At 72.3% G+C, this 12454-nt stretch carries 13 protein-coding genes; 8 read left to right on the top strand and 5 right to left on the bottom strand.

What is annotated here, in order from left to right; all coding sequences use genetic code 11:
* The first annotated feature begins 61 nt into the window (after nucleotides 1-61).
* The 6 genes from ACIQU6_RS17550 (at nucleotide 62) to ACIQU6_RS17525 (ending at nucleotide 5668) form a co-directional block, all read left to right on the top strand.
* Entirely contained in the window at nucleotides 62-709 is a 648-nt protein-coding gene (locus ACIQU6_RS17550; protein ID WP_403482510.1) for a TetR/AcrR family transcriptional regulator, read from the top strand.
* Entirely contained in the window at nucleotides 706-1491 is a 786-nt protein-coding gene (locus ACIQU6_RS17545; protein ID WP_403482509.1) for a glucose 1-dehydrogenase, read from the top strand. Before ACIQU6_RS17550 ends, ACIQU6_RS17545 begins: the two co-directional genes overlap by 4 nt.
* 65 nt (nucleotides 1492-1556) lie before the next feature.
* Complete coding sequence (locus ACIQU6_RS17540) at nucleotides 1557-2108, top strand: NUDIX domain-containing protein (RefSeq protein ID WP_403482508.1); 552 nt, start codon at nucleotides 1557-1559, stop codon at nucleotides 2106-2108.
* Between the two features lie 176 nt (nucleotides 2109-2284).
* Nucleotides 2285-3232: an MBL fold metallo-hydrolase gene (locus ACIQU6_RS17535; protein WP_403482507.1), complete on the top strand. Its 948-nt coding sequence runs from the start codon at nucleotides 2285-2287 to the stop codon at nucleotides 3230-3232.
* A gap of 164 nt (nucleotides 3233-3396) precedes the next feature.
* Nucleotides 3397-4446 (top strand): phosphotransferase family protein, encoded by a 1050-nt coding sequence (locus tag ACIQU6_RS17530; RefSeq protein ID WP_403482506.1) that lies wholly within the window; start codon nucleotides 3397-3399, stop codon nucleotides 4444-4446.
* A 7-nt stretch (nucleotides 4447-4453) separates the two neighbouring features.
* The gene (locus tag ACIQU6_RS17525; protein ID WP_403482505.1) at nucleotides 4454-5668 is read left to right on the top strand and encodes an acyl-CoA dehydrogenase family protein; all 1215 of its coding nucleotides are present in this window, start codon (nucleotides 4454-4456) and stop codon (nucleotides 5666-5668) included.
* A gap of 94 nt (nucleotides 5669-5762) precedes the next feature.
* Here ACIQU6_RS17525 and ACIQU6_RS17520 read toward each other — a convergent pair whose 3' ends face one another.
* Together ACIQU6_RS17520 and ACIQU6_RS17515 are read right to left on the bottom strand one after the other, a co-directional pair.
* The gene (locus tag ACIQU6_RS17520) at nucleotides 5763-5969 is read right to left on the bottom strand and encodes a DUF397 domain-containing protein (RefSeq protein ID WP_403482504.1); all 207 of its coding nucleotides are present in this window, start codon (nucleotides 5967-5969) and stop codon (nucleotides 5763-5765) included.
* The gene (locus tag ACIQU6_RS17515; protein ID WP_403482503.1) at nucleotides 5956-6849 is read right to left on the bottom strand and encodes a helix-turn-helix domain-containing protein; all 894 of its coding nucleotides are present in this window, start codon (nucleotides 6847-6849) and stop codon (nucleotides 5956-5958) included. Before ACIQU6_RS17515 ends, ACIQU6_RS17520 begins: the two co-directional genes overlap by 14 nt.
* Nucleotides 6850-7383: 534 nt before the next feature.
* On the opposite strand from ACIQU6_RS17515, the gene ACIQU6_RS17510 reads away from it, so the two are divergent.
* Nucleotides 7384-7620, top strand: a complete 237-nt coding sequence (locus tag ACIQU6_RS17510) for a hypothetical protein (protein WP_403482502.1) — start codon at nucleotides 7384-7386, stop codon at nucleotides 7618-7620.
* A gap of 151 nt (nucleotides 7621-7771) precedes the next feature.
* Here the strand turns inward: ACIQU6_RS17510 and ACIQU6_RS17505 are convergent, their stop codons facing one another.
* From ACIQU6_RS17505 to ACIQU6_RS17495, 3 genes are all read right to left on the bottom strand, one after another.
* Complete coding sequence (locus ACIQU6_RS17505) at nucleotides 7772-8383, bottom strand: TetR/AcrR family transcriptional regulator (protein ID WP_403482501.1); 612 nt, start codon at nucleotides 8381-8383, stop codon at nucleotides 7772-7774.
* Between the two features lie 76 nt (nucleotides 8384-8459).
* Complete coding sequence (locus tag ACIQU6_RS17500) at nucleotides 8460-10112, bottom strand: class I adenylate-forming enzyme family protein (RefSeq protein WP_403482500.1); 1653 nt, start codon at nucleotides 10110-10112, stop codon at nucleotides 8460-8462.
* Nucleotides 10109-10882: an SDR family oxidoreductase gene (locus ACIQU6_RS17495; RefSeq protein ID WP_403482499.1), complete on the bottom strand. Its 774-nt coding sequence runs from the start codon at nucleotides 10880-10882 to the stop codon at nucleotides 10109-10111. The genes ACIQU6_RS17500 and ACIQU6_RS17495 overlap by 4 nt, the downstream gene beginning before the upstream one ends.
* Nucleotides 10883-11111: 229 nt before the next feature.
* Between ACIQU6_RS17495 and ACIQU6_RS17490 the strand changes: the two genes are divergently transcribed.
* The gene (locus tag ACIQU6_RS17490) at nucleotides 11112-12374 is read left to right on the top strand and encodes an exo-beta-N-acetylmuramidase NamZ domain-containing protein (RefSeq protein WP_403482498.1); all 1263 of its coding nucleotides are present in this window, start codon (nucleotides 11112-11114) and stop codon (nucleotides 12372-12374) included.
* Nucleotides 12375-12454: the final 80 nt, after the last annotated feature.

Below are 12454 nucleotides of genomic sequence, written 5' to 3'. Positions count from 1 at the left end.
CCGTACGGGGTGGGCCGCACCGCCCCTCCCGGTTGTTAATGCTTGGCATTACTATGGGGCCATGCCCAGGACATCAGGCCCCGAGACCCGCGAGAAGTTGATCCGCGCCGCCGAGCAGGTCTTCGCCGGGCACGGCGTGGACGGCGCCCAGCTCCGCGACGTCGTCGCGCTGGCCGGCCAGAGCAACCCGTCGGCGGTGCAGTACCACTTCGGCTCGCGGGCCGGGCTGTTGGACGCGGTGATGGCCGGCCGGCTGTCCCGTACGGAGGCGGCGCTGACGCCGCTGCTGACCGCGGCGGAGGCCGGCGAGCCGACGCTGCGGGAGCTGCTCGGGCTGCTGGTCACCGCGGAGGCGACCGAGCTGCGGACCGACCGGGGGCGGCGCTGCCTGCGGATCTCCGCCCAGCTCAGCCACGAGAGCGGGGTCCGCACCCGGGTCCCGCACCCGACCCTCGACGGGACCGCGTACTGGCGGCTGATCCGCCGGATCGAGGGCGCACTGGCGGCGGCCGGGTTGCCGGAGGCGGTGCGGCTGGAGCGGCTGGACCTCGCGCTGACGCTGATCGGCGCGGCCTTCGCCGACCGGGCCCGGCACTACCTCGACGGCGCCACACCCCTGACGGACGAGGAGCTGTTCCTCGTCGACCTCACCGGGACGACGACGGCGTTCCTGCTGGCCGCCGCCCCCGAACAAAGGAGTTCACCATGACCGCATCCACCCCCGCGACCGCGGAGCTGACCGGCAAGACCGTCGTCCTCACCGGCGCGGCCCGCGGGCTGGGCGCCGCGGCCGCCGAGCGGGCCGTCGCGGCCGGCGCCAACGTCGTCGTCACCGACGTCCTTGAGGAGGAGGGCACGGCGACCGCGGCCCGGCTCGGCGAGCGGGCCCGGTTCCTGGCCCACGACGTCACCTCCGAGGAGGACTGGCAGCGGGTCGCGGACTTCGCGGTGGCGGAGTTCGGCGGGCTCGACGGGCTGGTGAACAACGCCGGGATATCGAGCGGCGCGCCGCTGGAGACGCTCTCCGCCGACGCCTTCCGCAAGGTCCTCGACGTCAATCTCACCGGCGTCTTCATCGGCATGAAGACCGTGCTGCCGGCCATGAAGGAGCGCGGCGCCGGCTCGATCGTGAACATCTCCTCGGCGGCCGGGCTGATGGGGCTGGCGCTGACCGGCGGCTACGGCGCGTCGAAGTGGGGCGTCCGCGGCCTGACCAAGATCGGCGCGGTGGAGTGGGGCGCCGCGCGGGTGCGGGTGAACTCCGTCCACCCCGGCATGACCTACACCCCGATGACCGCGCAGGTCGGCATCGAGCGGGGCGAGGGCAGGTACCCCAACACCCCGATGGCCCGGGTCGGTGAGGCGCACGAGATCGCCGGCGCGGTGGTCTTCCTGCTCTCCGACGCCGCCTCCTACATCACCGGCGCCGAGCTGGCGGTGGACGGCGGCTGGACCACCGGGCCGACGGTGAAGTACGTCATGGGGCAGTGAGCCGACGGCCGTTGGACGACGTCCCCAACGGGTGCGCGCGCCGCGTCCGGTGGTTCCATGGCCCCATGACCGAGCAACGACCGGACCACGCGCCGGAGCCGCTCAACGCGGACGAGATCCTGGACGTCGTCGACGAGCACGACCGGGTGGTGGGGCAGGCCCCGCGAGCCGAGACCTACGCCCGCCGGCTGCGCACCCGGTGCGCGTTCGTCCTGGTCCGGGACGCCGAGGACCGGATCTTCGTGCACCGGCGGACGCCCCGGAAGCTGGTGTTCCCCTCGCACTACGACATGTTCGTCGGCGGTGTGGTGGGCGCCGGCGAGGGCTACGACGAGGCGGCGCTGCGGGAGGCGGAGGAGGAGCTGGGGGTGTCCGGACTGGCCCGCCCGGAGCCGCTGTTCCGCTTCCTGTACGAGACGCCGGAGCACACCTGGTGGTCTGCGGTATACCAAGTGCGCTGCACGCTGCCGGTGGCGCCCCAGGAGTCGGAGATCGACTGGCACGCCTTCCTGACCCAGGAGGAGCTGGACCGGCGGCTCGGCCAGTGGCCGTGGACGCCCGACGGGCTGGCCGCCTACCGGGAGTTGACGGCCCGGCGGGCGGCCGGGGAGCTCTGAGGCGGCGGGCGCGGGCCGGCCCGCGGAGTCGCTCGGCGGCGGTGACCTGCGGTGCGGTGCCGCGGCCGCCCGTCCGGTACGGCGCGGCCGGAGGTACCGTTGATCGGGTCCGCGCGGCCAGGGCCGGCGCGCCGGCCGGCCGTCGGACCGACCGAACCCCCACCCGAAAGCGGACCATGACGGACCACCAGCACCCCACGGGGAGCGACACCCACGCCCTCCCCGAGCCCTACCTCACCGAACTCGCCCCGGGCGTCCACGCGTTCATCCAGCCGGACGGCGGCTGGTGCCTGAACAACGCGGGCTTCGTCACCGACGGCACGGCGACCCTGGTGGTGGACACCGCCGCCACCGAGCGGCGGGCGCGACTGCTGCGCCGCCGGATCGAGGAGAGCGGCGCGCCCGCGCCCCGCACCGTCGTCAACACCCACCACCACGGCGACCACACCTACGGCAACGGCGTGTTCGCCCCCGAGGCCACCGTCATCGGGCACGCGGCCTGCCGCCGGGAGCTGCTGGCCGCCGGCTACCAACTGCACGCCGTGTGGCCCGAGGTGCCCTACGGCGAGATCGCGCTCACCCCGCCGGAGATCACCTTCGAGGACCGGCTGACCGTCCACGTGGGCGCGATCGAGGTGCAGCTGATCCACCCCGGCGTGGCGCACACGCCCGGCGACGCCATCGTCTGGCTGCCGGAGCAGCGGGTGGTCTTCACCGGCGACCTGATCTTCAACGGGGGCACCCCGTTCCTCTTCATGGGCTCGCTGAGCGGCTCGTTGCGGGCCATCGAGACACTGCGGTCGCTGGGCGCCACGACCGTGGTGCCCGGGCACGGCCCGGTGGCCGGCCCCGAGGTCTACGACGGCGTCGAGCGCTATCTGCGGTTCGTCCAGGAGCTGGCCCGCGAGGGGCGGGCGGCCGGGCGGACGCCGTTGGAGGTGGCCAGGGAGGCGGAGCTCGGCGAGTTCGCGGAGCTGGCCGAGCACGAGCGGCTGGTGGCCAACCTCCTGCGGGCGTACGCCGAGTTGGACGGGGCGGCGCCCGGTTCGCCGCTGGACGCGGTGGCCGGCTTCGGGGCGATGGCGGAGCTGAACGGCGGGGTGCCGCCGGCCTGTCACGCCTGAGGGCCGGTCCGGATCAGGGGCGTCGGTGGCGCAAACACGTCGGGTGACCGACGCCCCACCGCCGGGCACTGGACGCCATACCGACTAGTCGGCATGATCGGGCGGAACGGGCCCCGCCGGCCCCGGACCGTCCGACCGTCCACGCTCCCTACGGAGGAAGCACGATGAGCAACGGCACCCCGCCCTCGCCGGCCACCGGTGCGGCACCACCCGGTCTCGATCTGGCGCGCCTGCGGGAGCACCTGGACCGGGAACGGCCGGGCCTGGCGTCCGGGCCGCTGCGCGCGGAGCTGATCGAGGGCGGGCGGTCCAACCTCACCTACCGGGTCACCGACGGCGCCGCCTCCTGGGTCGTGCGCCGCCCGCCGCTCGGGCACGTCCTGGCCACCGCGCACGACATGCGGCGCGAGCACCGGGTGATCAGCGCGCTGCACGGCACCGCGGTGCCAGTGCCCGAGGCGCTGCTCCTGTGCGAGGACGAGGCGGTCATCGGCGCGCCGTTCTACGTGATGGAGCTGGTGGCGGGCACCCCCTACCGGAGCGCCGCGCAACTGGCGCCGCTCGGCGCGGAGCGGACCCGGGCGGTGGTGCTGTCCCTCGTCGACACACTGGTGGCGCTGCACGCGGTGGATCCGCAGGCGGCCGGGCTGGCCGACTTCGGCCGCCCGGACGGCTTCCTGGAGCGTCAACTGCGGCGCTGGGGCAAGCAGCTGGCGGCCTCCAAGAACCGCGACCTGCCGGGCGTCGACGCGCTCCACGAGGCGCTGGGCCGGGCGCTGCCCGCCTCCCCCGCGCCGACCGTGGTGCACGGCGACTACCGGCTGGACAACGTCCTGGTGGGCGAGGACGACGCCATCAACGCCGTGCTGGACTGGGAGATGTCCACCCTCGGCGACCCGCTGACCGACCTCGGGCTGCTGGCGATGTACTGCACCGACCTGGGGCTGCCGCGGTCGCCGGTCAGCACCACCTCCGGCGCGCCCGGCCACCCCGATCCGGACGAACTGATCGCCCGCTATGCCGAGCGCTCCGGCCGGGACGTCTCGGGGATCGCCTGGTACGCCGCGTTCGCGTGGTTCAAGCTCGCGGTGATCCTCGAAGGCATCCACTACCGCTACACGCTCGGCCAGACCGTCGGCGCCGGCTTCGACCGGATCGGCGAGCTGGTGCCCGTCTTCATCGACCGCGGACTGACCACTCTCAAGGAAGGCTGAGGCAGCGATGGACTTCGCATTCGACGCCCGTACCGAGGAACTGCGGGCGCGGCTCCAGGCGTTCATGGCCGAGCACGTGTACCCGGCCGAGCGCGTCGTCGAGGAGCAGCGGGCCGCGCTGGCCTCGCCGTGGGACACCCCGCCGGTGGTGGAGGAGCTCAAGGCCGAGGCCCGTCGGCAGGGGCTGTGGAACCTCTTCCTGCCCGACGCGGAGCACGGGGCGGGGCTGACCAACCTCCAGTACGCGCCGCTGGCCGAACTCACCGGCCACAGCCCCCAGTTGGCGCCGACCGCGCTGAACTGCGCGGCGCCGGACACCGGCAACATGGAGGTGCTCGCGCAGTTCGGCGACCCCGAGCAGCAGAAGCGGTGGCTGGAGCCGCTGTTGGCGGGCGAGATCCGGTCGGCGTTCGCGATGACCGAGCCGGAGGTGGCCTCGTCGGACGCCACCAACATCGAGACCCGGATCGAGCGGGACGGCGACCACTACGTCATCAACGGCCGCAAGTGGTACATCTCCGGGGCGATGAACCCGCTGTGCCGCATCTTCATCGTGATGGGCAAGACCGACCCGGACGGCCCGGACATCCGCCGCCAGCAGTCGATGGTGCTGGTGCCGCGGGACACCCCGGGCCTGACGGTCAGGCGCGCGATGCAGGTCTACGGCTACGAGGACCACTACCACGGCGGGCACGCGGAGGTGGTCTTCGAGGACGTCCGGGTGCCGGTGGGCAACCTGGTCGGCGAGGAGGGCGGCGGCTTCGCCATCGCGCAGGCGCGGTTGGGGCCCGGCCGGATCCACCACTGCATGCGGCTCATCGGGATGGCCGAGCGGGCGATCGAGCTGATGTGCCGGCGGGCGGTGGCCCGTACCGCGTTCGGGAAGCCGCTGGCCGGGCAGGGCGTGGTCCAGGAGTGGATCGCGGACGCCCGGGTGGCGGTGGAGCAGCTGCGGCTGCTGGTGCTGAAGACCGCCTGGCTGATGGACACCGTCGGCAACAAGGGCGCGCACACCGAGATCCAGGCCATCAAGATCGCCACCCCGCGCACGGTCGTGGACATCCTCGACAAGGCGGTGCAGTTGCACGGCGCCGGCGGGGTCAGCCAGGACTTCCCGCTGGCCGAACTGTGGGCCGGCGCCCGCACGCTGCGACTGGCGGACGGCCCCGACGAGGTCCACCAACGGTCGCTGGCCCGGCGGGAGATCAAGCGGTACCAGTAGGCGGGGCTGCACCCGTCCACCACTCCGACGCTCTCGGGCATACGAACGGCCACCCTCCGTGCTGCTATTGGGGGTGGCCGTTGCGCTTGTGGCCTCAGCGGTGGAACGCTCCGCCCTTGAGGGCGGTGACGAACGACGACCAGTCGTCGGCCGAGAACATCAGCGCCGGGCCGTGCGGGTCTTTGCTGTCACGGACGGGGACGGTTCCGGGGAAGCCGTCGGAGACTTCGACGCAGCTGGATTGCCCATTGCTGTAGCTGGACTTTCGCCACGCTACGCGGTTCAGGTCAGCCCTGTTCATAGTGTCCTGCCATTTCGAGTATCAGACGTCGTGACGCTTCTTCGGGCATTGCCTTGGCCCAGATGTCGCGGAACGCGTTGTCATAGCGTTCAACCTCTCGGGGCTTATCCAAGTAGAGGTCCCCCGTGTAGCCGTCTGCGTAGACGGTCGGGGGTTCCGTTTCTCTCCCATTACCGGTAAGCGGAAATCGGAGAATCTGGAACTGGCCCGACATGACGCCTCGGTGCAAGCCGGCACTGAACGGGACTACCTTGATGGTCACCGTGGGCAGGTGGCTCACCTTCCCCAGGTGTCGGAGTTGCCCCGCCATCGCGTTGTTCCCGCCGACGGGACGCCTCAATACAGCTTCGTTGAGAGCAACATTGAGCGTGGGTGGCTGCGTCACTCGGGTCAGAAGGGTCTGACGCTTGATGCGTACTTGAACCCGTCGAGCGGTCTCACCCGGTTCCTCGTCGGGGTTGTCGCCTTGAATGACCGCGTGGGCGTACTCGCCGGTTTGGAGCAGACCGGGGATCAACTCCGGTTCGTACCAGTCAAGGTGCGTCGCTGTCTCCTCCAATCCGATGTAGAGATCAAAACCTTCGGGGATCGCATCCCCGTACGCGTGCCACCATCCTTTTGCCTTCGTTTCGTGTGCGAGCCCCACAAGCGCCTCAGTGAGTGCTGGTGATGCGCCGTAAAGCTCGCACATGGCCTTCACCTCGACGGCGCGAGAAGAGACCTTCCCTTGTTCCACGCGCCACATGGTCGTTGGCGAACGCTCCAGCAGCTTGGCCGCTGCGTTCACCTTGAGTCCTGCGCGTTCGCGTAACTCGCCCAGAATTCGCCCTAGTTGTCGCCTCGGCACTGTTGATCCGGTCGGACCGTCCGGTTCAGCCACACCTACCCCCTCCGGTCGGAGTGAAAGACTCCCGCGCCCTGAATGAAAGCATCACTTGATGCCGACTGCAATGCACGTCAACTACCTGAAAAACCACTACATGAAAGGTTGCACACGGGCATGTGACCGGAGCATTCTGGCACCCCCGGTCCGCCCAACTGCTGTACGTGGAGCGGGAGAAGAGCGACCGATGACGCAGTCATGCACCGACCGCTGAAGACCACGCCACGTAAAGACCCCCGCGACGGGGCGAACGTCCGGGGGCGTGGCCATCAACCGCTTGGAGGTTGACGACAGTGCTGCACACTATCCGAACGATCTTCGAACCGCTGGCGCAGGCGTTACTGGCTTGAGCCACCCCGTCCACCTGTCGGACCCTACGGCGCGGCCTGATCCTCAGCCCGTTGCCGGGTGTGACGTGTGCGGGGCGCTGGACCGCCAGCGCACGCGTGCGCGAGCGACCGGGGACCACTCGAAGGCGACCGACTGCAATGTCGAGATGCGTGACCATCCCCACGGGCAGGCGGTGCGCTGATGGGCTGGGCGCGGTGGTGCTGGAAGGCAGCGGAATGGTGGAACCGGCACGTCAGGTATCGGGCGTTTTACCGCCAACTCGACGCCTGGCGGGAGGACTTCAAGGCCCGTACCGCATGGGTGGATGAGCTGACCGACGAGGAGCTGGAGGAGATGCAGCGCCGTCTCGACGCCTGCATCGATGCCGTACGAGGCGCGGCCGGCGAAGCGTCGGGGCGCGCGGACGGTGCGTCATGACGGTGCAGCGCGGGTCGCGGAAATGGGGGCTCCACGACCGTGGGGAGGGCGGCCTCCGGGCCCGTAGGGTGCGGTCGAACGGACCACCCCGTAGGGGTCGGGCGCGCCCCCTGCGGGGCCACAACGGGGGCTGGGGTGGGGGTATTCCCGCTTACGGTCGCAGGGCGCGCAGCAGGAGGTCGGCCAGGTGGTCGGCGACCTGGTGGGGGGTGAGGGGGCCGTTCTCGCGGTACCAGGTGCCCAGATGGTGGACCGAGCCGAAGTGGTAGTCGACGACCAGGTCGGCGGGGACGTCCGCGGTGAAGACGCCGGTGCGCTGGCCCTCTTCGACCAGGGCGCGGAACCGCTCGTGGTAGCGGCGCCGTTCGGCCCGCACCTGCTTGTCCTTCTCCGGGCTCAGGTGGTGCATCGAGCGGAAGAAGATCTTGGTGTCGTCGAGGTTCTGGAGAGTGGTGACCACCACGTCCGCGGCGGCGTCCCGCAGCCGCCGCTCCACCGGCGCGTCGGCGTCCGCGAAGTGGTCCAGCCGCTCCTGCTGGAGCCGCAGCACCCGCCCGTAGACCTCGTGCAGCAGGTCCTCCTTGGAGCCGAAGTAGTGGTACAGCGCGCCCTTGGTGACGCCCGCCGCGTCCACGATCTCCTGGACGGAGGTGCGGTCGTAGCCCTGCTCCGCGAAGAGCCGGGTGGCGGTGGCCAGCAGCCGCTGCGCCACCGGCTTCGCCGTGCCGTTGCCGCCACTGGTGCCGCCCTTGTTGCCGGCCATCGCCCTCACCCGTTCCTTACGTTCCTCAACCGCGTCGGCACTGCGCGCCGGCCGCCCGTCCGTCGTCCGCCGTCGGTCAGCCGCGCCCGCGCAGTTCCCGTCGGAGGATCTTGCCACTCGTGGTCTTGGGAAGCTCCGGCAGGACCTCCACCGCGCGGGGGTACTTGTACGCGGCGAGCCGTTCCCTGCAGTAGTCGGCCAACTCGTCGGGGGCGCAGTCTGCGCCCGGGCGCAGACTGACGTACGCCTTGACGGTCTCCCCGCGGTAGGGGTCCGGCACCCCGACCACGGCCGCCTCGCGCACCGCGGGGTGGGTGTAGAGGACGTCCTCGACCTCGCGCGGCCACACCTTGAAGCCGGACGCGTTGATCATGTCCTTCTTGCGGTCGACGACGTAGAGCCAGCCGTCGGGGTCCATGAACCCGATGTCGCCGGTGCGCAGTTCGCCGCCCGGGATGGCCTCGGCGGTGGCGTCCGGGCGGCGCCAGTAGCCGGGCACCACCTGGGGGCCGCGGACGGTGATCTCGCCCTGCGCGCCGAACGGCAGGGCGCGGCCGGCCTCGTCGACGATCCGCACGACGGTGTCGGGGGCGGGGACGCCGACCGCGAGGGTGCCGGAGGTCTCGTCGACCGGCGCCTCCCTCCCCGGCGGGACGGAGGCGCAGGGGGCGGTGCACTCGGTCAGGCCGTAGCCGTTGTGGAGGTAGCGGCCGAAGGCGGTGCGGAAGGCCTCGACGAGGGCGGGCGGCAGCGGGGCGCCGCCCGAGCTCAGCACCCGGAAGGAGGCGAAGTGCTCGGGGGTGACGTCGGGGTGGGCCATGAGCGCCATGAAGGCGGTGGAGGGACCCACGGTGAAGGCCGGGCGGTGCTCCCGGAAGGCGTCCAGGACGGTGCCGGCCTCGAAGCGGTAGGCCAGCGCGAGGGTGCCGGCGCCGGCCAGGCAGGCGGCCAGTTCGCAGACCATGCCGGTGATGTGGAAGAGCGGGGCGAGCGCGAAGTAGGCGGAACCTTCGGGGAGTTCGAGGCCGGTACGCTGCCGTTCGGCGTTGTGGCTGATGTTGCCGTGGGTGTTGGTGGCGCCCTTGGGGGTGCCGCTGGTGCCGGAGGTGTAGCTGATGAGGGCGATGTCGGAGGCGGCCGGTGCGGGGACGGCGGGGGCCGGGGCGCCGGCGCGGGCCGCGGTGAGCAGGTCGTCGGCGCCCTCCTGGGGGCCGGCCGGTTCGGCGGGCAGCACCCGGGGGTCGCCGCGGGTCTGCAGGCCGCGCTCGTCGGCGGTCAGCGCGACGGTGACGGAGGGCGCCTCGGCGGCGGTGGCCCGCAGGAACGCCGCCCAGGTGCGGTCCGCGCAGATCACCGCGGTGGCCTCGGCGTCGTCCAGGACGTGCCGGGTCTCGGCCGCCTTGTACATGGGGTTGACCGGGACGACCACGCCGCCGGCCTTCCAGACGGCGAGCACGGCGAGCACGTGGTGCGGGGTGTTCTGGAGCATCACCACGGCGCGGTCGCCGGGGCGCAGGCCGCGGGCGGCGAGGTGGCCGGCGAGGCCGTCGGAGAGCGCGTCGGTCTCGGCGTAGGTGAGGCGGCCGTCGAAGTAGGCGAGCGCGGTGCGGTCGGGGGCGCGGCGGACCGCGGCCCGGAAGGCGTGCAGGACGGAGGGCGGGGCCTGGACGGGGGCCCGTTGGGCGTCGGTGAGTTGGGCCAGCCACGGCTTGTCCTCGTAAGCGGTCACCGGGCCTCCTCCGTGCGCGCCTCCAGCTTCTGCTGGAGCTGGTTCATGCCGGTGAGCCAGCGGTCCGGGTCGGTGGACCGGGCGGTGTAGTAGTCGGCGACCTCGGGGTGCGGCAGGACCAGGAAGCGGCCGGCTTCCATGGCCGCGAAGAGGGCGTCGGCGACGGCGTCCGGTTCGATGGCGGTCGGGGTCAGCACGAGGTCGCCGGCGGCCCCGGTGGCGGCGAGCATGTCGGTGCGCACGCCCTGCGGACAGACGGCGTGCACCTCGATGCCGCGGTGGCGGTAGGTCAGCGACAGCCACTCGGCGAAGGCGTAGGCGCCGTGCTTGGTGACGCTGTAGGGGGCCGCGGCGACCATGGTGAGCAGGCCGGCGGCGGAGACCGTGGAGACGAACCGGCCGCTGCCGCGCGCCAGCCACTCCGGAAGCAGTTCGCGGGCCGCCCGGACGTGCGCCATGACGTTGACGTCCCAGGCCAACGCCCACTCGTCCTCGGGGGCTTCGGGTCCGCCGCCGGTGCCGACGCCGGCGTTGGCGCAGAAGACGTCGATGGTGCCGCCGAGCGCCTCACGGGCCGGGCCGACGACGGCGGAGGCGTCCCCGGGGACGGCGAGGGCCCCGATCTCCTCGGCGGTCTTGCGGGCCTTGGCCTCGTCCAGGTCGTTGACCACGACCCGGGCGCCCTCGGCGGCGAACCGGCGGGCCAGTGCGGCGCCGATCCCCCCGCCCGCTCCGGTCACGACAACGCCCTTGTCCCGTACGGCTGCCACGCTGCGTCTCCCTCGGTCGCCTGACTTCACCGGGTCACCGGCAGGGGCAGACTAACCAGTCGGTATGTCCGAGCGGAAGACTCCTTTTCGACGCGGAACCACCGGTGTTCGGCCGTCGGGCGGGGGACGCACGGGGCCGGTGCGGCCGGGCGCGTTCCGCACCGGGCCGGTGGGCGTTAGCGTGCGCACGACACGTATCCGGTCGGCGACCGATCACGGAGGTGTGCGGATGGCTCTGTCGAGACGCGTTCTGCTGGGGCGGTTGGCGGCGGGCGGGGCGGCCGCGGCGGCGGGCGGCGCGGGCCCCGCGCAGGCCGCGCCGCGGGTGGGCGGCCGGCGGGTGCGCACCGGCTTCGACCACCTGGCCGCGGACGGCTACCGGCTGTTGGACGGCCAACGGGTCGGCGTCGTCACCAATCCCACCGGCGTCACCCACGACGTGCGGCACATCGTGGACGTGATGCACGCCGACCCTCGGGTCCGTCTCACCGCGGTCTTCGGCCCGGAGCACGGCTTCCGGGGCACCGCGCAGGCCGGCGGCTCCGAGGGGCGCTACCGGGACCCGGCCACCGGCCTGACGGTCTACGACACCTACGACAAGACCGTCCGCGAACTGACCGGCATCTTCGCCCAATCCGGCGTGGACACCGTCCTGTTCGACATCCAGGACGTCGGCGCCCGCTTCTACACCTACATCTGGACGCTCTACGACTGCATGGTGGCGGCCGCCCTGGCGGGCCTGCGGTTCGTGGTGCTGGACCGCCCCAACCCGGTGACCGGGCAGGCCGCGACCGGACCCGTCCTGGACCGGCGCTGCGCCTCGTTCGTCGGCCGGGAGCCGATCGCGCAGGCGCACGGGATGACGGTGACGGAGCTGGCGCGGCTGTTCAACGGCGAGTTCGTGCCGCGGACCGCCGGGCGGCCGGTGGAGCTGGCGACGGTCGCGATGACGCACTGGCGGCGCGCGGACTTCTTCGACGCGACCGGGCTGCCCTGGGTGCCGCCCAGCCCCAACATGCCCACCCCCGACACCGCGCTGGCCTACGCCGGCACCGGCCTGTTCGAGGGCACCAACCTCTCCGAGGGCCGGGGCACCACCCGGCCCTTCGAACTCCTCGGCGCGGAGGGCCTGGACCGCCGGTGGGCGCAGGCCGCGGGCGAACTCGACCTGCCCGGCGTGCACTTCCGGGAGGCGTACTTCGTGCCGACCTTCTCCAAGTTCCAGGGCAAGACGGTCGGCGGCCTGCAACTGCACGTCCACGACCGGGCCGCGTTCGACCCGGTACGGACCGGCATCGGCCTGCTGGTCACCGCCAAGCGGCTCTGGCCGCACTTCGCCTGGCGCGCCGACCACTTCGACCACCTGGCGGGCACCACCACTGTCCGCACGATGATCGACGCCGGCGCCGGCGCGGACGAGGTGGTGGGGGCGTGGCGGGCGGAGCTGGCGCGCTTCCGGGCGGTGCGGGAGCGGTATCTGCGGTACCGGTAGGCGGGGACCCCGGCGCCCCATCTCGCCATCCGGGACACGCCGTTGCGTCTCTTGACTGCCCTCTCCACCGACCGTGAGAG

Source organism: Streptomyces sp. NPDC090442, assembly GCF_044769405.1.
Taxonomy (GTDB): domain Bacteria; phylum Actinomycetota; class Actinomycetes; order Streptomycetales; family Streptomycetaceae; genus Streptomyces.
The sequence above is the reverse complement of the archived record's forward strand: the minus strand, read 5'-3'. Positions and strand labels throughout refer to the sequence as shown.

Coding starts and splice junctions, on each gene's coding strand:
- ACIQU6_RS17550 (WP_403482510.1), top strand. CDS start 62: ATGCCCAGGACATCAGGCCCCGAGACCCGCGAGAAGTTGATCCGCGCC.
- ACIQU6_RS17540 (WP_403482508.1), top strand. CDS start 1,557: ATGACCGAGCAACGACCGGACCACGCGCCGGAGCCGCTCAACGCGGAC.
- ACIQU6_RS17530 (WP_403482506.1), top strand. CDS start 3,397: ATGAGCAACGGCACCCCGCCCTCGCCGGCCACCGGTGCGGCACCACCC.
- ACIQU6_RS17490 (WP_403482498.1), top strand. CDS start 11,112: ATGGCTCTGTCGAGACGCGTTCTGCTGGGGCGGTTGGCGGCGGGCGGG.
- ACIQU6_RS17510 (WP_403482502.1), top strand. CDS start 7,384: ATGGGCTGGGCGCGGTGGTGCTGGAAGGCAGCGGAATGGTGGAACCGG.
- ACIQU6_RS17525 (WP_403482505.1), top strand. CDS start 4,454: ATGGACTTCGCATTCGACGCCCGTACCGAGGAACTGCGGGCGCGGCTC.
- ACIQU6_RS17505 (WP_403482501.1), bottom strand. CDS start 8,383: ATGGCCGGCAACAAGGGCGGCACCAGTGGCGGCAACGGCACGGCGAAG.
- ACIQU6_RS17535 (WP_403482507.1), top strand. CDS start 2,285: ATGACGGACCACCAGCACCCCACGGGGAGCGACACCCACGCCCTCCCC.
- ACIQU6_RS17520 (WP_403482504.1), bottom strand. CDS start 5,969: ATGAACAGGGCTGACCTGAACCGCGTAGCGTGGCGAAAGTCCAGCTAC.
- ACIQU6_RS17545 (WP_403482509.1), top strand. CDS start 706: ATGACCGCATCCACCCCCGCGACCGCGGAGCTGACCGGCAAGACCGTC.